Source organism: Terriglobia bacterium, from assembly GCA_020072565.1.
In the GTDB taxonomy this organism is placed as follows: Bacteria; Acidobacteriota; UBA6911; order UBA6911; family UBA6911; genus JAFNAG01.
In genome coordinates this window covers 1-17,572 of record JAIQGI010000050.1, presented here as the reverse complement: position 1 = coordinate 17,572, position 17,572 = coordinate 1, and the positions used below count along the sequence as shown (strand labels likewise).

At 57.2% G+C, this 17,572-nt stretch carries 12 protein-coding genes and 1 pseudogene; 5 read left to right on the top strand and 8 right to left on the bottom strand.

Features of this window, described 5'->3' with window-relative positions:
• Nucleotides 1–203 precede the first annotated feature (203 nt).
• Nucleotides 204–473: a hypothetical protein gene (locus LAP85_23570; protein ID MBZ5499388.1), complete on the top strand. Its 270-nt coding sequence runs from the start codon at nt 204–206 to the stop codon at nt 471–473.
• Nucleotides 474–920: 447 nt separating this feature from the next.
• On the opposite strand, the gene LAP85_23565 is transcribed toward LAP85_23570, so the two are convergent.
• The 5 genes from LAP85_23565 to LAP85_23545 all read right to left on the bottom strand — a co-directional run bounded on the left by LAP85_23565 (nt 921) and on the right by LAP85_23545 (nt 10,805).
• Entirely contained in the window at nt 921–2,744 is a 1,824-nt protein-coding gene (locus LAP85_23565) for a PQQ-like beta-propeller repeat protein (GenBank protein ID MBZ5499387.1), read from the bottom strand.
• Between the two features lie 849 nt (nt 2,745–3,593).
• Entirely contained in the window at nt 3,594–6,206 is a 2,613-nt protein-coding gene (locus tag LAP85_23560; GenBank protein MBZ5499386.1) for an ABC transporter permease, read from the bottom strand.
• A 12-nt stretch (nt 6,207–6,218) separates the two neighbouring features.
• Nucleotides 6,219–6,551, bottom strand: coding sequence for a PadR family transcriptional regulator (locus LAP85_23555; protein ID MBZ5499385.1), 333 nt, complete (start codon nt 6,549–6,551; stop codon nt 6,219–6,221).
• A 616-nt stretch (nt 6,552–7,167) separates the two neighbouring features.
• Nucleotides 7,168–10,092: a protein kinase gene (locus LAP85_23550; protein ID MBZ5499384.1), complete on the bottom strand. Its 2,925-nt coding sequence runs from the start codon at nt 10,090–10,092 to the stop codon at nt 7,168–7,170.
• Between the two features lie 128 nt (nt 10,093–10,220).
• A complete protein-coding gene (locus tag LAP85_23545; protein MBZ5499383.1) occupies nt 10,221–10,805 on the bottom strand; it encodes a sigma-70 family RNA polymerase sigma factor in 585 nt (194 codons plus the stop codon).
• A gap of 251 nt (nt 10,806–11,056) precedes the next feature.
• Here LAP85_23545 and LAP85_23540 point away from each other — a divergent pair, with 251 nt between their 5' ends.
• Complete coding sequence (locus LAP85_23540; GenBank protein ID MBZ5499382.1) at nt 11,057–12,679, top strand: hypothetical protein; 1,623 nt, start codon at nt 11,057–11,059, stop codon at nt 12,677–12,679.
• Nucleotides 12,680–12,940: 261 nt separating this feature from the next.
• Here the strand turns inward: LAP85_23540 and LAP85_23535 are convergent, their stop codons facing one another.
• The gene (locus LAP85_23535; protein MBZ5499381.1) at nt 12,941–13,132 is read right to left on the bottom strand and encodes a hypothetical protein; all 192 of its coding nucleotides are present in this window, start codon (nt 13,130–13,132) and stop codon (nt 12,941–12,943) included.
• A gap of 556 nt (nt 13,133–13,688) precedes the next feature.
• Between LAP85_23535 and LAP85_23530 the strand changes: the two genes are divergently transcribed.
• Nucleotides 13,689–14,228: a hypothetical protein gene (locus tag LAP85_23530; protein ID MBZ5499380.1), complete on the top strand. Its 540-nt coding sequence runs from the start codon at nt 13,689–13,691 to the stop codon at nt 14,226–14,228.
• Between the two features lie 169 nt (nt 14,229–14,397).
• Here the strand turns inward: LAP85_23530 and LAP85_23525 are convergent, their stop codons facing one another.
• Nucleotides 14,398–15,330, bottom strand: a complete 933-nt coding sequence (locus LAP85_23525) for a helix-turn-helix transcriptional regulator (GenBank protein MBZ5499379.1) — start codon at nt 15,328–15,330, stop codon at nt 14,398–14,400.
• Nucleotides 15,331–15,551: 221 nt separating this feature from the next.
• On the opposite strand from LAP85_23525, the gene LAP85_23520 reads away from it, so the two are divergent.
• Nucleotides 15,552–16,400 carry a methyltransferase domain-containing protein gene (locus LAP85_23520; protein MBZ5499378.1) on the top strand — a complete coding sequence of 283 codons (849 nt, stop codon included), beginning with the start codon at nt 15,552–15,554 and terminating at the stop codon, nt 16,398–16,400.
• A 54-nt stretch (nt 16,401–16,454) separates the two neighbouring features.
• Nucleotides 16,455–16,988, top strand: a complete 534-nt coding sequence (locus tag LAP85_23515) for a DUF4199 domain-containing protein (protein MBZ5499377.1) — start codon at nt 16,455–16,457, stop codon at nt 16,986–16,988.
• A 234-nt stretch (nt 16,989–17,222) separates the two neighbouring features.
• Here LAP85_23515 and LAP85_23510 read toward each other — a convergent pair.
• Nucleotides 17,223–17,438, bottom strand: a pseudogene (locus tag LAP85_23510) (tyrosine-type recombinase/integrase).
• Between the last annotated feature and the right edge of the window lie 134 nt (nt 17,439–17,572).

Below are 17,572 nucleotides of genomic sequence, written 5' to 3'. Positions count from 1 at the left end.
GGATGGAGGCAGGCTGACTCCCGACATCATAAAGTCGACATAGGCGCCTCCGGCGGAGTAGGGATGCCGGGCCTCCCAATACTGGCGCCCATTCGGTGATGCGGTTTTTGTGTTAAACGGTCAAATCCCGGAGATTCTCCCAAGAATTGTCTGTCGGCACTGATTCACCTGCACTAAGATAGACATATTAGGGATTGGCCTGGGTGGATCCCCAGACGCATCAAATCCTGCGGATGCGAACCGATCTGCTGGCGCCCAGAAACGATGTGATGCTGGCCAGGCAGACTACGGAAATCTGGTTCAATGAAGTCCGTTTCAAGGACAGCCCGCACGCGTTCTGGCTTCCGCGTGAAGTCCTGGTTACCATGGAGTGGAACGGCCTGACTTATAGGAATCGCCACCGTTACTCGGAATATCTCGTGTTTTCGGTGGAAAGCCTCGACAAGCTCGTGCAGCCGAAGATCAAAAAGTGATCAAACCTGCGTCTACCGGAAAAACCTGAAAACCACAGATTCAGGCAGCGAGTCCAGACCCGAAATGACAGCCCATTCTTCCTACCCCTCCGCCTTTGCAGAGTGTTCCTGTTCCCGTTGGGGATGGGGGACTGACAACGGCAAGGTGCTGACCGGTCAGTATTTTGATAATTCTTCACCCTTCAAATTCCCGTTTACATCAACAAAACAGGCCTGATTATTGAACCTAAGACCGATGACCATGCGCGGCAATTTTCGACAGCCCAGGAGAGTGGGACACGTACGATCGGGAATTACTCTAACGCCTCGGATGCGGATCTTAGATTGAAAAATCGGCCTCCGATTTTTGTTTTAGGCCTCTCAAACAGGCACCTGACCTGCGGTTCTGCCAGCCCTTTCAAGCAGTTGCTGTCGTCAGTCCCCATCCCACCCAGATGACAACCCGCGTCAGCGGCGCGCGAGGGACAGCCGGAATGCGGCCATCTCCTGGCCGTTGCGAACCAGCAGGACGTCGCCGACCAGCACCGGGTGGTTCCAGGTCTTGCCTTCGATCGCCGGGAACTGTGCGAGCTCCGTGAACCGATCGGGGGCCGCCGCGACCAACGCCAGCTCGCCTTCCTCCGACAGCACCAGCAGTAAGTCTTGGTCGGGCAACAGGACGAGTTGGCCGTTGCCGTACCGTCCGCCCTTCCACTTGCGCGTGCCATCCTTGAGGTCGATGCACGCGAGGATGCTTCCGTCGAAGCCGAAGGCATGGCCTTTGTGAACTACGAAGTCGTTGAAGTAAGGCTTCAGCCCGATCGACGTCCAGCGTTCCTCGACGGTCCATCCGCCGGATCCGTGCGCGACTGCAATCCGGCAGATGCCGTTTCCTCCGTTGGCTCCGCCGGTGCTGATCAGGATGTCGCCGTCCGCGGTCAGGGCCGGCTGCACGATGGGGACGCTTGGCGGCAAAGAGTACTCCCAAAGCCGCGTGCCGTCGGCAGGCGCGAAGCTGATTGCGCTGGCTCCGCTGGCCAGTAGGACCTGCGCGACTCCGTCGATCGTCAATAGATGCGGCGAGCTGTAGCCAGCGCCGCCGGCCGGGCCGACCCAGCGCGGATTACCGGTGGCGAGGTCGTATGCGGCGAGTCGGCCCTCGGCGGCGACGATGACGACGTCGTCGACCACCAGGGGCGAGCTCGCGAAGCCCCAGCCCGGGACCTTCGTGCCGGTGTCGGACGCCGCGTTGCGCGACCACACGACGGCGCCGTCACGAGCGTCGAGCACGTTCAGGATTCCGGTCGCACCAAATGTGTATACGCGACCGTTGCTGAGGGTCGGTGTCGCGCGCGGACCGGCGCCGCCATTCGACTCCCAGAACCGGGCCGCGTCGCGGTGTTTCCACACCGGCTTGCCGGTGGTCACGTTGTAGCAGGCGACAACCTCGTCGCCACCGCGCTGCTCCTGCGTGTAGAGGAGGTCGCCGTGGACCGCGAAGGACGACCAACCCGGTCCGATCGGCCGGCGCCATAGCGCGACCGGCGGCGACGCAGACCAGTCGGTCTCGATCCGCACGCCGGGGATGATGCCGTCGCGATGGGGTCCGCGAAAGCCGGGCCAGTCGGCACCTGTGTCCGCTGCTGCCGGAGCCACAGGGAGCACTGCCGGAGTCGCCGGGAGCACTGCCGGAGTCGCCGGGAGCACTGCCGGAGTCGCCGGGAGCACTGCCGGAGCCGCCGGGCGCGCCGCCTGCTCGTCGGCGGCTTGGGCCAAGAGGCGTTCCTCGGGAGTCTTCGCCCACCGCCACATCAAATCGTTATCGAAGTTGCCGGTCATCCCACCGGTCCGGACAAGCGCCCACCCTCCGCTCGCAAGCAGGATGGTCGCGACCATCGCCGCGCGCCGAGGTCCGTCCGAGAGGCGGCGGCTGGCCACCGCCCACGCGACGAAGGCGAGGCTCAGGACCGGGATAGCGAGGACGACGAACAACATCCCCTGCGCCCCCCTCGCAATAGACTCGTGGAGGATGCGCGATGTCGCGAACAGAGCGGCTATCATCACGATGATGGCGCCCAAGCGCTCGGACCAAGGCGCCCGGCTGAGGAACACCCACCACACGGCGATAGCCAATCCGCCGAAAAGTCCGCCAAGCACCGCGAAAACAACGGCCCCGGGCACGACGATGGGGACAACAAACCTGATGAGCCACTGCAGCACCACGGCGACCACGCCGGGCCACAGCCGGAGCGGCTTCTGAGGAGTCGGTTCGTCGGTCTGCACGATGGTCATATCAGAAGGATACTCTTCTCACCGGCAATTGGTTCCCTTTTTCTTGGCGCGGCGCCGTTTCGATTCACATGGACGTAAAACGCTAGATCTCTATCAAAAGTGCTCCGGACGCCGTGCCGCTTCATGATCGACAATTATCTGCCGGAGCACTTTTGATAGAGATCTAGCATTATACCGCCATGTGACCGAGCTGATTCGTGATGAAATGGAGATTTCAGAACAAGAATCCGCCACGCCGGGCTATCATGGCAGTGGCGCAGTGCCTTGACGCACAAGAGAACTAAACTGAATGCTTCACGCACCTGACGGTTGGATGCAGCGGGTTAAGCAATGAGTCAAACTGTCACGTTCGGCATCGTTGGTGGCTACGGCTTCCGAGTTATAGGTATCATATCATTGACTGCGCCCGACTGCGCCAGAGATCCAAGCACGATGAGAATTCATAGTCTTGGAGCGGAATGCTGTTACGGGCCTGGAATCTGCACTGACTTCCGCTGTCCGGTGTGACTTGTCCGCGCCAGGGTGCATTCGCGCCATTTCCTCGTTCAGCCGTCCGATTCGTGTCTCGTCAACCGAGTGGCCAGTCCGCCTCCCGTGTGTTGGACACAAATGCGGAACAAGACAAGGCGAGCAGGGCGCAATTTATAGTGAGCCCCCACGCCAAGGGCCCAGCCGGGGAATCCAGCGCCGAACATTTGCACAACCAGTCGTACTTGGTCGCAAAGCTTCGGAGCAGTTTTGGTTCCTCGTAGCCAACTGCCTGGAAGGTTCCCAAAACAAGACTCGCGCAAGTATCGGAGATTCTTCATCCATGGGTAACGCGTTTCCCGTCAACTTGGTTTCGCTATTTCAATCCACGCGCAACGCTTTAGCCAGGTTTATACGAATTGCCTGCAAAATCGGCATTAATACAGCACTCATCGTCACACCAGTAACGACCACCAGTGCAAACACCAGGTATGGAAATTCAGGCGGATTGATGATTTTGGCCAGATTGGAAAGAACGTGTTCTCCGGCCAGTGCCACCATAAATCCGATGGTTAAGCCGATCCCAAGAGCTCTCACGACCTCCTTTAACAGGGCAGCCGCAAGTTGAGCGGGGCCTGCACCCACGCTGGCCCGGATTGCCAATTCCTTTGTGCGCATGGCGAGAAGGTAATTACAAAAAGCGTAGAGTTCCACTCCAGCCAGTAGCACGATCAGACCGCCGAATGCACCGGCGATAGTGGCCAGCATTCTCTCCTGCTGCAGCGAATTCGAAAGGAGGGTCTTCTGGTCTACGGAATCGTAAATGTAATGAACTCCGGGAGGATCTAACACGGTCTGAACAGGCCGTCTGAGCTCTTCGAGATTGCGTTTCGATCGAACCATGAAACTAACGCCACCCCGCGGCGGAGCAACGTAGGGCACAAATGCAATCGTCGAATTACTCCAGCGAGGTCCAAAATAGGCCATTTCTCCTACCACCCCGATGATCTGCAATCGAGTGCCGGATTTGCCGAAGGCAATCGTGTGCCTCAGCGGATCCTGATCGGGGTAGAGTTTCTTTAATAATGTTTGATTGACAATCGCTGTGTTCAGGTCCGTCCAGGAAAAGTCCCTGCCGAATAGCAGCGGCAATTTTAGTGCGCGAAAATAACCGGATGAAATGCATACAATCGTCGCCTGCGCTTCGCGCCCATCCTCGGTCTTAACCGGTTGTCTAAATTCGAGCGGGAAAGCCAATGGCGGTGGGCTCAATGTGATTGCGGCCGATTCAACCTCCGGCAATTGTTGTATCTGCGTAATCAAATCAGGAAAATAGTTGTCGGGGACGTTAGGTTTTGGCAATTTGCCCTGCAGTCGGTAGATATGCAGATTCTCGAAATCAAATCCTAAAGGGACGTGAAGGAGTCTTGAATAGGTGCTGATGAAAGACAGGGCACATTGGACTAAAAGCACCGAAATCGCTATCTGTAAGGCAAGCATGCCCGTACGCAGGCGAACGTTCGGCCGGGACGCAGAGTTGGCGTGCTGCAGTATCCGGCTCGATATATTGCCGAAACCGAATGTCAGGGTGACCCAAGAAATGATCCCGACGAAAAACATCGCCATTAGCAGTGCCAGCTTGATTGCTTGGCCATCAATTCTCACGTGCCAATTTATGGACTGGGACTGGGAATCAGGCAAAAAAAAATTGCCCAGCCCGCTCCACCACCAGGCGATGGCGAGACCAATGGCACATCCCAGCCCGGAAAGAATCAAAATTTCCAAAAAGAACGGCCGTTGTACATGCCATCTCCCTCCGCCAATCGCCAACATGATCGCCGTCTGGTGCTGATATTTGATACTGCGAGCTATCGCCAGCAAAACCAGGGCCAGGCAGCCTGATAAAAAGATCAATATGGATAAGCCGAAAATCATGTAGATCGCAAGTGGAATGGACGGCTGCATTGTCAGAACATAATTGATGCCATGACTGATGGATACAACCTGAGCCCGCGGACCTATACTCTCGCCCCATTGCTGGAGTGTCGTATTAGGCGGAACAGTAGCCTGCAAAAGAGCGGGCCACAAAGAATTGAGCTGCGCCTCATATTCCTTGGCCTTCTTGCCGACTTTAAGTCGCGCAACGATTTGCAGCGGCATCCGTTTAGTCCCCAGAGCCCGGCAAAATATGTCCCAGGGTACGATCGCATCCCATTCCAAATAAGGTTCTTCCACGGCGATAAAGTCGCGGTGCGCGACTCCGACGATCGTGACTTCCAACGAACCCAATTTCATGTTCCGGCCAAGAATGTCCGGAGTTCCAGCAAATTCATTGCGCCACAAGCGATCGCTGATGACCGCCACGGCATTCTGTTCATCGGCAGCCAGAAATCGTCCCAATTGAGGAATGGCGCCCACGGCACCGAAGTAGTCCCCTTTGATTCCATAGATCGAAAAAGAACGAGTGGCGCCTGCAGCACTGCCAAATAAACGCAAACTCTTCAGGCCAAATATTTGCGATATGTTCTGACGCTCCCGTTGGAGCACGTCATAAATCGAGGAGTCAATCTGTGCCGTTGGATTTATCACCACCAACTGTTCCGGGTGCGGGACCGGCAATGTTCTAAGAACGACGGCATCCAGAACTGCGTAGGCAGCGCACAATAATCCTATGGTGACCGCAATCAGGACGATAGTGATCAGGGCAGAGAGCGGATTTCTCGACAGAATGCGCAGGGCATATCGCAAGTCCTGCCAGAATTGGTCCAGCCAGTGCATCCAGCGCGTATCGCGGCAATCGTCCTTTATCTGATCGACGCCGCCGAAAGCGAGGCGCGCCGCACGCTGGGCCTCCTTGGGAGTCATCCCCGCCTGGATGTTGCTCTTGATCATCGATTCGAGATGGAAACGCAACTCATCGTCCATCTCCTTTTCGAAACGCTCTCTTCGGAAAAGCTCACGAAAACGCAGGTTGATCAAGGTGCGCCATAACATCTGCAGTTATCCTTATGTTGTTTGAAGAATGCGCATCACGGCAGAGGACAAGCGATCCCAGCTCGCGGTTTCATCCTTCAGTCGTCTTTGTCCCGCCTTGGTCAAGCTGTAATACTTCGCCTTGTGACCGTTTTCGGAAACACCCCAGTCGTAGGCAATCAGGCCCTGTTGCTCGAGTCGATAAAGAGCCGGGTACAATGAACCCTGCTGAACCCGCAGCACATTTTCGGACATCTGCTGAATCCTCAAAGACACCCCATAACCATGCATTGATTCCAGCGCAAGAGTTTTGAGAATGAGAAGGTCCAGCGTACCCTGAAGAAGATCGGCATCTGATTTTTTCATATCCCTAACTCCTAGATTATCTAGGAATAGCATAATCACTCCCTGCCGCGTCAAGAAAATTCTATTTGGTCATTCAACATGGCATTCGATTATTCGGTGATGGGCGGCGGGCGGGAAGGCGTCAGTCTCGGTTGACGTATTGTCGGCAAACTGGACAAGTCGGATTGTGGGCCAGGCACGGCGTTCGCGGAAACTGACAATGACTGACCGTCGATAACGAGCATTCACAGTTACCGGTTATTCGTCCGCATGGAACCAAAGCTGCCTTGAAGCTCGTGTATTGGGAGTCTAAATCCAAGTCATCTTTCCGATATACCGACACGTCCAGGTAGCCGAGCCTCAGTTTCTTATATCGCGACCTGTGCTCAGACACGTTGCTAAACGGCGTCAGGTTGACCGCGCTTACTTCAATCTCGCATACCCGGCTTCGGCTTCTTTCAGGATCGGGATATCGGCATCGGCGTCCTTCCAGATGGCCAGGAAAGGCAAAGGTTCGGGCTGATCGACTTGCTCGCTGGTTTTATGCCGCAAGTTGCCCTGGAGACAAGCCGAACAGGGCGACGTCTCCACTTTCCAGTAGCCCTTGAATTTGGTGAGCGAAGCGAGCTCGATTCCCCTACGTCAGAGCTTGCTCCATTTGACGGGAAAAATCCGCTGCCGATTGCGGGCGCCTTGTGCGATCCATTGCCAGGGAACGCGCGAAGAACTCCTGCAACCGGGGCGCAGGATTTTTCAGGTGCGCGCTCAGGGGCGTGTAGCGGCCAGCGGTCACGGACTGTCGCCATATTTCCCGGTTCTCAACAGGAAATGGCAGGGCGCCGGTCAGGGTTTCGTAGATGGCAACGGCAAGCGCCCACAGATCCCAGGACACTGCCGGTCTTTCCCCGAGCAATTGCTCGGGCGAGATGTAGCCCAGAGTACCAACCAGGATGCCGGCGCCCGTCTCGGTTCCCGACCGCGTTGCCGCCGGCGCATCGTCCGCGGCAAGCAGTTTGGCGATGCCGAAGTCGAGAACTTTTACCGTCTCGTTTCCATTATCGCCGCTCCGGGTGAGGAAGATGTTCTCAGGCTTCAGATCGCGGTGGATCATCCGGCGGCTGTGGGCGGCATGCACGGCACTGCATACGCCCTGGAACACCTCGACGGTGCGTGCGGGATCGAGCCGTTTGAGGCGCCTGATTTCTTCGCGCAGCGTGGAGCCTTCGAGCAACTCCATGACCAGAAATGCCCATGTGCCCGCCTCGACGCCGTAATCGTGCACGGTCACGACATTCGGGTGGTCAAAACCGGCAGCCGTGCGCGCTTCCCGCTGGAAGCGCTGAGCGGCAATGGCGTTGTCCACCCAATCTTCACGCACGACCTTTATCGCAACCCTCCGCTCCAATGCCCTGTCGGTCGCCTCGTACACCGTACCCATGCCTCCGCGTCCGCGGCGGCGCTCCAGGCGATAGCGTCCCACGAGCGACCGGGGCATGAGGACGGGAGTGAGATGTATCCGATCATGCGCGCAGCGTTCGGTTCCCGTGTCGTAGCAGGTGCCGCACTCAGGGCACTCGTCGAATGACTCGCTGATGCGCGCCGGAGGAACCGCCGGGATTGCGAGCAGCAGCGCAAGACGGGTGGCGATCGCCGCCAGCAGATCCAGGTCTTCGCCCGTATAAGGCTCCTCGGAGCGCTTGGCGCCGAGCACCAGCAGCGCCTCGTTTTGTTCCGGCGTCATGGCAACCGGAATCAGGATTTCAATGCGCGACTGCCGCAGGAAATCCACCTCGCGAGGCGGCAGTTGCCGCTCGAGCCAGTTCGATTGATCCACACCTGCTTCCAGGGGCCTGGCCAGTATGCGCAGAAAAGCGATCAGTTTGCTGTCCGCCATCAGTGCGGGAGGAGCCTGCCCTGAGGGAGCCGAAGCGAGGGTTTGAAAGCTCGTGTTCCCGGGCGGGCGCAGCATGATGGCCGCGAATTCGGGGTGCAGCGCCTTCTCGATGCGGGCCACGATGCCCGGGGCGGCGTGCTCGAAACTGCCCGCCTGCCGGGCGTGCCCGGCGACTTCAAGAAGGAGCCTGCGGGCGTCGTAGCGCTCGCGGAAGAAAAGCCGGTCAATCGCATCCCCCCAGCGCCGGCGTTGCCAATGAGCCGTGACTGCCGCAACTCCCAACGCGGCATACACCCAACCGCGCAGTTCCAGAATGTCGATCAGCGGCTGGTCGCCGTGCACAAGCAGATCCACCACCAGGACAGCTCCCAGGACCGGCACGACCGAGAGCAGAGCGCCCCGTGCTGCAAGGTAGCGCACGCCCTGGCGAATGATGATCCGGATATCAAGCAGCCAGTGTCGCAGGATCGAGTATGCGAAACAGACAGGAAACAGAACAAATATCAAAGTGAGCAAGAGATCGGGAGTCCCAGATGACACCCACTTCCAGATCGCAGGCAGCGACGCCGAATTCCAGATCAGCAATCTAAAGATCCCCGGAAGGACTGCTGCCGCCCCGCCGATAAACAAGACCCGCAACCGGCGCCTGTCGTTGGGGTCCGCCAGCCGGAAATAATTTGCGGTCAGCGCGCCGAGCGATGCCAGACAAAAAAGTCCATAGAGCCGACCGCCGAAAACCAGCAGCTTCGAAGGCACGAGATTGCCGTAAGCCTGCAGCGGGTAGTACACCATCAGGAAATTGGAATGGAAGAACACGGGTACGAAACAGAGCGCCGGCAGCCAGATGACCACCCATGGCCAGCGCACCCGAAACAGTGCGCGCGGGAACAAGGCAAAAAAAGTAAGAAGGATGGGTCCCACCAGATAGGAACAGACTGTCGGTATCCACAGCAGGGCGCCCACAACAAGCGGCAAGTCTCTCCAGATAGCCGCATAACCCGGGGGCCCAAGGCTCCCCCATCGGATCAGGCTGATCGACAGGGTGGCCAGCGCCAGTGCCCCCATCCGCGCCGGGAAGTAATACGGGCGGCCGAATGCAATAAGCAGCGCCGTAGCAAGCAGGAGGATGCCGATGATCTGCCATAGAGTGAAATCACGATTCACCAGTACGTTGACCCGCGCCATCAAATACCTTGCCTGCCGCTGTTTCCCCTCTCGCTCTATGTCAAAGAGGTAAGTCCGGCCCCTTTCCAGATTCGGAGTGATCCATGCCCAATTGCCGCGCCGGACGGGCCGGCCGTCCAGGGAAAGCAGGATATCTCCGGATTTGATGCCCGCGCGATCGGCAATAGAACCCGGGGGCACAGCCGAAACGACCGGCCGGTCTCCTTCCCACCGGAATCTGAAGTCAAATCCCTTCGGTCCCAGGAACAGGCAATAACTACGCAAAAGGCAATCGGCCACGAAGACGGCCACAAGGAAAACCATCCACCATGGCGGCCGCATGGAAGGTGAGGAACGAGGGGACGACAGTTTGCTTCCCGAAGCGGAATAACCATGGGGGAAATGGGAACCGTCATCCGCGAGGTCCCTTGCCAGCACCTCGGCCTCAGCCTGCAGGGCCGGCGACTCCAGGAAATCCGGGGATTCAGCGTGGCGCGCCAGCATAGAGTCGACATCTGCCCGCAGAGACTCGTCGCCGGCACAGGCTTCCTACAGGAATCCGGTCCGCCCGCCCGGCTCTTGCTCCAGGGCGGATTGATACAACTGCTTGAGTCGTTCCCAGCGCTCGGGATTCAATCCCTTCCTCCGCGTTTCATCTGGCCAAGAAGCCATACCTTTGCGCCCGCCCAGTCCCGCTTGACGGTTTTGGGCGACACTGCCAGCACCTCGGCTGTTTCTTCCACAGTAAGGCCGCCAAAGAAGCGCAGTTCCACCACCCTGGCACCCCGGGGATCGAAGGCTGAAAGCGCCTGCAGCGCATCGTCCAGGGCTATGATGTCCGGCCCTGCCTGAAATTGGGGGATTTGTCCTCGATCAAGGTCGAGGTGTGCATTCCGGGTGCTGGCCCGCCGTTTCTTATATCGGCGGGCGCGTGCAAAATCGACCAGGATGCGGCGCATGAGATTGGCCGAAATGGCGAAGAAGTGCGCCCGGTTCTGCCACTCGACCTGCCTTGCATCAATCAGCCGCATGTAGGCTTCGTTGACCAGGGCTGTGGTCTGAAGCACGTGGCCGGCAGCTTCATGCGCCATGTACTGATGCGCAAGCCGGTGGAGCTCGTCATGCACCAGGGGGATGAGTTGATCGAGGGCGGCACGGTCGCCGTGACACCACGCCTGCAGTAGCCTGGTAACTTCCTCCGGAGCATTGGCTCCCATGGAACGGTCTCCAGGAATCGAAGGTAACTCTTATGTTTCTCTAATTATAGATCGGTCCGGCAATAAACCGCTACGCTGATTTTTCACATTGCCCCAGAATAGCCGCTGCACGCGGAACGGAGCACCCCGTTTCCCTCACCGCAATTGGCAATCCGGAACAATCGTGACCCGTGACCCCGCTCGAAGCCAATTCCCGCATTAATAGGGTAGAGCTCAGAAAAGTGTAATTTCGTCCATACAAGGAGGTTCTTATGAAATACCGATTTCTATTTACCCTGCTTCTGGTTGCCATGTCACAGGTAGGTGTAGCCGAACCAGGCGAAGCGCCCGGTCGGTCCGCTATCGCTTTGGGAGCCGCGGGCAATGCGGTCTATGAAGTGTATCCGACCGGTATCTATCCGACAGACAGGATAAATGTGCAGTGGGCTTTGGACAACGTCGATTCACCGGGGACTGTCATCATGAAATCCACCGATGTCTCCGGTAATCCCTTGGCATTCAACTTCGGAGGCACTACGACCGGAACGGGTGGCGTGATCAAACTCCTGCGTCCGGACATCACCCTGACAGGCGATGGCTGGGACGCTATTCTCGATGAGCCGAAGACGAAAATCGTCGGTGGCGGGGGGCCATTCATCTTCTCTCCCACCCTTTCCGGTAACGCGATGGTGTTCGCAGTCAATGCTCCGGGCGTCACTGTTCGTGAACTCAAACTGACTTCCACAGCCGCCGCTACCGGGATGTTTATTTCATCCGCAAACCGGCAGGCGAGCGACCATCCTGTTGTGGTGGAGAGGAATCACATCAGTGTAGTATCGTACCCCGTCCTCGCCTACAATTCCGCAGGTTTCCCGGTCAGGATAGATAACAATGTGCTCAGGGGAGTGTACCCTGCCTGTGGCCGATGGATCGGATTTACACTGCAACCCATCAGTACTTTTCCCTATGATGTGCCCGTCGTGCCGACAGATTCGCTCGGCAACAGTGTCCGCTATCCGTTTGAAATCACCAATAACCTGATGATCACGACTCCCGGTGTGTTCACTCAGGCGATATTGATCTATGGCTGGTCCAACCTCAACAGCCCTGATCCGGATCCTGAAAAAGGATTCAGACGATACAGGCAAACCTCGAGCTCGCCGTGGGTAAATCAGTTTGTCCAGGGAGACAACGGCCCGGTCCTTATCAGCGGGAACGACATACAGATGGATTCCCCCCCTGATACTGGAGCCGAGGCAATGTGTCTTGGGGGCACCTCGACAGGTCTCAGTCACAGTGTCGTCAGAGATAACACCATGTCCGGTACGTGCGGCCTTACCATAGCCGTAGCCTTCTACGGGCACGATAATATCATCGTAGATAACGACCTTTCGGAAATGCAGGCTTACAATCACGCCCTGATTTCGACGGCCGATACGACGTTCTCGAACAATGTCCTGGGAAGGCTCATACCGGATGGATCTGAGTTGCAGCCGGTCATTTGGCTTGAATCGATACATGGGTATCCCACCACAACCCCTCTGCCGAATCCGGTGGAGAACTGTGTGATCATGCACAACGATTACAGGCTCACGGAGCGCGAAAGTGGCGTGATCGTTCTTGTGTCGAACAAGGAGTTTGGAGGTGCCGGAACCGAAGTGAAGAACAACCTGGTTTTTGAAAGCGGCCGCTTCCCGGTGGGGACCGGCGGAGCTCTCAATCAGATACTGGTGATTGCTGACATGATCAACCCGGATACCGGCCTGCCCTATGTGCACGACAACAGAATTGTCGGTCACCCGGCCCAATTCATCCAGAAACCCGGCATTGGCCAGACAGTCCAGCAGATCATGCGCTTTTTGAGGATGATGGATGAGGAATCGGTTGACAAGTGACAATCCGCTGCTGCAACCGCTTGTTGCGGTATGCAATCGAAGCAGAAGAGCGATTTGCCCGATCGAGTGGATTGCGAATTGGGGACAAATCGGGAAATAACCACGGCGACTGTTCGGAAGTGCACGAAAAAGTACGGATCAGGAGACTTCCAGGCGTGGGAGCATCAAGAAATCGGGCCTGTTTTTTGGCCGCAAAAAGTAGTTCTTGGCCTCGGCCCTGCCGATGGGGCTGGCGCTCTGGAGGTCAGGGTCGTCAGTCTCCTATTCCTGATTCCATGAACCGTGGGGTGGTTGCGGAGTCGCAAAGGTAGTTGCGCACAGCTGCTTCCCCGCCGAGTTTGCGCCGTGCTCGAACTCGATGACGGTGCCGTAGCGCCAAAGCCGTTCGTAGATCTCCTCGCATGTGATTATATCGCTGGGCCCCTCCACAGGAACTTCAGTGACAGGCGCCATAACCTCGAAATTCCGAGAGACGCCTCCATGTGCCAGTGAGAATTTCGAGGTTATGGCGCCCGTCATGGAAACCAATGACTTGATGGTACATGAGGGCAAACGGCTGCGGACAGTAATGAATAACGGCCCCTAAACGTCTAACTATGGGGTCGTAGTTTGTGGGTCTGACGCTATGATGGGATCCGCCAAGAAACAGAGGATCTTGCACTTGGTCGTAAAACGCGCTACCCGTAGAAGTCCCCGACATGCTATTGAAGTCGCGTTCGAGGAAACGTCCCCACGATGTCGACCCGCAGCGTCGTTACATCCTCGAACTCAATCTCCGGATCGCGTATTGGCTTGTCCCGCCGATCTGGATACCTCGGCAAGTCGCGATAATGAACTCGGTTGCATTCCGTTCCAATCGCTCAGATAATAGGCGAAAGGCTAACCCTCACGACTATGTTTGCATGCTTCTCGCAGGGTTGGGACCCAGGTCATTCTACTTACAAGCTAGACCGGTCATGTGCGGATCCATGGCGTTCGAACGCGACCAAGGGTCAGACGGAGGTGGAAAATGACGGCACAGAACAGGCGAGGTATCTTTCGAATGTTGGTGGGTTTCACTGTCCGCAGCACGGTACTCCATGTTCTCACCTACCTCGTCATTGGTGCAGTGTCTTACTGGTTCGTGGCAAGACGTTTTTGGACCGGTGCGGAAGCGCTTCCATGGCTGCGCAATCCCGAGAGCGAGTTTGTGCGGCGTTGGTTCGTGCCGGCGCAGATCGTCCGCGGGGTGCTGCACGGCGTCGCCCTATTCCCCCTAAGGGCCGCGCTTCTCAAAATGCCCCGCTCTGGGGGTCTTGTGGTCGCGTCGCTGCTTCTCCTCATCGGCTCGATAGCCGGAATCTCTGGTGTAATCGAAGATTGGGTGTATTCCACAACCTTTCACCTTGGGCTATTCATGGCGCACCTGCCAGAGATCGTGCTTCAAACATTGGTCTACGGCTACTTGTTGCTTGCCTGGGAACGCCGCGTGGAGCGCAGGTGGGCGGAAGTTGCTGCAAAACAGGTTGATGGCGGACTGGGCGTGGACACTTCGAGAACGAAACGCTGAGAGTTCATGACGAGAAAGTCGGTCGCAGGATAAAGCATGTCGCCATCTGAGCCTTCGTTGGGGCAGCCCTTGCGTCCAAGTTTCCCTGCGCAGATCGTGTAAGCGTATGGCAAGCACCACTTTGCCAAGTTAGCCGGGCATATTCTCGGGACCGATCTCAGCTTCAACCTCATCCCCTCTGTGGCCCTCCAGGACGATTTTGCACAAAGTAGCTGAGTTGAACCCGATTTTGAACGCCGAGTTTCCGGTAGACATTGTAACTATGCTTCTTGACCGTATCCACGGAGATGAAAAGACGGCCCGAGATCTCCTTGTTGCTGAATCCTCTCAGGATCAATTCGACGATCTCCGTTTCCCGCGGTGAAACGCCGAGCGGAACCAAAATCGCATTCAGGTCGGTCTGATTTGCCTCGAACGGCCGTTCTACGGAGCGTCTTCTTAGGAAATAGGACAGGTAAAACAGGGCCGGAATGTTGAAGCCGGCCTGTAAAGTCGCTATCACGTAGTCGGAGGCTCGGGGAATCTTGAGTGACAGATCGAAACTCGCGTAGCCGGCCAGCAACAGGATGACCCAATTACGCAGAAACCTCCGCTCGAGAAGGTCGTCGATCTTCCTCAAATGCAGCAGCAGATAAAGTCCCCAGCCCAGGAACGTTACCGTCCTGAGCAGGTACTGCGCCACCGAAAGAACGAGGGGATAGTTCGAAATCTCCGCAGGGGGCCGCGCTGCCACGATAGCTATGACGACAGCGCTGCCCCCCCACGCCACCGCATAGAGGATGTTATACAGCCTCGACAATTTGCGGCCGGCGAGCTGCGCCATCAGAGAGGAGTAGAAGTACATGCTCACGGCCACGATCAGGTGGACGAGCGGGTTTAAGGCCAGTGTGATGCGAACCCATGCCTCGGCAGGTATCACGGGAGTTGCAAGTATGAAATGAACTACCGCAAAGAGAGCCAGAACTCCCCAGCCGCCGAGATAGAGAGTGTAGGCCGGCAGATACTCCTGCCTGTACCGACGCTGCAAACCATACGATTTCGCGACGGAAATACAGCCGACACCGGCAATGGCGAAAAAAAACAAAAAAGGAATCGCACGCACGATCCATTTCTAACAGATTTCTTTCCGAAAATATACACGGCTCAAGGTTTTCCGCTTCGTCTATGCTGTCGCCTAATCCCGTATGCTGTTTTCCGCTGCCTACCGCAAAAGTGGAATCCTGTTTTTTCCCACCTTTTTAGCATGGATGCAGAACCTCAGGCGGGCGTCTAAAAGAAACAAAGATGCACAAATGCAATTTCATTCGTGAAGGAGTGGCTGCGATGAAAAAAACGAAACGTGTGTTGTTGTTTGTATTGCTCGCAGGCATCAGTGTTGCAACCCTCGCCGGCCTGCCTGCGCATAGCCAGGGAAGCCCCGAGGAAGTATGGCGCGAGTTCATGGCATGGTTCAAGACCGCGTCGTGGGAAGCAAATCCCACGCGAGACTACTTTCTCAAGCTGCGGCAGGAAGGAGTTCCGGCCGAGGAAATCGAGCGCCGGGCGGGAATTATAAAGAACCTGTTCTTCAGCCGCCGTGAAGCGGTCGAGATCTACTACGATCGCGCGTTCACCAGGCAGCCCACGGGGGACCCATCCATGGATGTCCCGACTTCCCCAAGTGCGTTACTGGTCGAGGCCGTCAAAGGTTTGAAACCGGGAACCGCACTTGACGCCGGCATGGGGCAGGGCCGGAACGCCGTCTACCTGGCGCAGAGGGGCTGGAATGTCATCGGGTTCGACATTTCCAGCGGCGCGCTGGCGGCGGCAGAGTCCAACGCGAAGAAGGCGGGGGTTGCGATCACCGCCGTCAAAGGTTCCTACGACGACTTTGATTTCGGCGCCGGGAAATGGGACCTGATCGTGCTCACCTTTGCGTGGGCGCCCATGTCGGACTCGGCATTTGTTGAGAGACTCGCCACAGGTTTGCGCAAGAACGGCAGAATCGTCTTCGAGCATTTCCTGGACACTCCGGAACGACCGAGGCCCGCGGGGATAAGGGCGCTCAGGCCTGGCCAGTTGCGGAGCATTTTCAGCGCCTTTGAAATCGAGTCTTATAAAGAGTTCGAAGCGACGGCCGACTGGGGAGGCCCCGGTTCGCGCCTCGTCCGCGCGATCGCCAGAAAACCGTAACGGGAAGCGCCTGTCCCTACCTTGGTTCGATTATACAAAAGAGGAGGATTGCTTATGACCATGAACACGTTTCAATGGAAACCGGCGGTTGCCATCGGTCTTGTCTCCGGCTTGATTCAGGTGGCCATTGGTGTCGCGCTGTACCTGGCGGGCATCTACTTCGCGCGGGGGAGCCTGCTTGTCACCCTGCTGGCGCTTGCCGCCAGCATTGCCGTCGGCACTCGTTATTACGGGAGGCACGTGCTCGACGGACATACCACATACTGGAGTGCGCTGCTCGTCGGGTTTATCATCGCCGTGTGCACCGGTCTGGTATACGTCACCTACAACATCGTATCGATTTCATTCGTGTATCCGCATTTCCTGGAAGACATGGTTCAGTCCGAACTCGCGCGTCAGCAGGCGCTCGGGATGGATCCGTCGCAGGCAGGGCAGATGCTCGAGTTGCTGCGGGATGAAACGACACTCCGGAGGATCGTTACGGAAAATCTCAGCGGATTTGTGCGGTTCGGGGTCGCCCTGTCGGCGTTGACCGCCATCGCATTTCGCAGGAGGACAAGGGCACGCAACTTGGCAGGCGTCCGGTAGTAGCAGAAGCTGGGACGCGAGGAGGCCGCGGGGGGGCGCCTGTTGAATTCGGATGGATAGGCGGGATAAGCTGCCTCATCCGCGGCGAGGGAAGGGAGAAGCGCTTGCACTCCAGCCAGTGCATTTTATGCCGATATCGGCATAACATGCATAATGCCGACACCCGGATTATGCCGCGTCGATCACGACTTGGGTTTAAAAATCGGCCTGGATCGACGCGGCCATGCGGCATAATCAGAGCGATTCCAGGAAGGCAAGGAGACTGTCATCCGGACGATAGCGCCCGGCAGCCGGGATAGTGGTGGCCACGCGGGCCAGAGCTTTCTCTTTGAGACGAAGATCCGCATGTGTGTACATCTGCGTTGTTTCGATAGACTCATGCCCAAGCCAGAGAGCGATCACCGACGGATCGACTCCATTGTGGAGCAATTCCATTGCGGTGCTATGGCGCCTATGTCTTCAACGACATAGCCGCCACTATCAACCCTGCCTGACTATGTCGAGCGATACCGGATCGGTGAGGCTCTATATCTGAAGAAATCAGGTCACGGTGTGGATGCGGTGAGTGTTTCGCTCGACATAGT

What these genes read in the sequence shown, in the direction of transcription:
- LAP85_23565 (MBZ5499387.1), bottom strand. Translation starts at nt 2,744, where the DNA reads ATGACCATCGTGCAGACCGACGAACCGACTCCTCAGAAGCCGCTCCGG.
- LAP85_23520 (MBZ5499378.1), top strand. Translation starts at nt 15,552, where the DNA reads ATGAAAAAAACGAAACGTGTGTTGTTGTTTGTATTGCTCGCAGGCATC.
- LAP85_23515 (MBZ5499377.1), top strand. Translation starts at nt 16,455, where the DNA reads ATGACCATGAACACGTTTCAATGGAAACCGGCGGTTGCCATCGGTCTT.
- LAP85_23545 (MBZ5499383.1), bottom strand. Translation starts at nt 10,805, where the DNA reads ATGGGAGCCAATGCTCCGGAGGAAGTTACCAGGCTACTGCAGGCGTGG.
- LAP85_23555 (MBZ5499385.1), bottom strand. Translation starts at nt 6,551, where the DNA reads ATGAAAAAATCAGATGCCGATCTTCTTCAGGGTACGCTGGACCTTCTC.
- LAP85_23560 (MBZ5499386.1), bottom strand. Translation starts at nt 6,206, where the DNA reads ATGTTATGGCGCACCTTGATCAACCTGCGTTTTCGTGAGCTTTTCCGA.
- LAP85_23530 (MBZ5499380.1), top strand. Translation starts at nt 13,689, where the DNA reads ATGACGGCACAGAACAGGCGAGGTATCTTTCGAATGTTGGTGGGTTTC.
- LAP85_23550 (MBZ5499384.1), bottom strand. Translation starts at nt 10,092, where the DNA reads ATGCTGGCGCGCCACGCTGAATCCCCGGATTTCCTGGAGTCGCCGGCC.
- LAP85_23540 (MBZ5499382.1), top strand. Translation starts at nt 11,057, where the DNA reads ATGAAATACCGATTTCTATTTACCCTGCTTCTGGTTGCCATGTCACAG.
- LAP85_23535 (MBZ5499381.1), bottom strand. Translation starts at nt 13,132, where the DNA reads ATGGCGCCTGTCACTGAAGTTCCTGTGGAGGGGCCCAGCGATATAATC.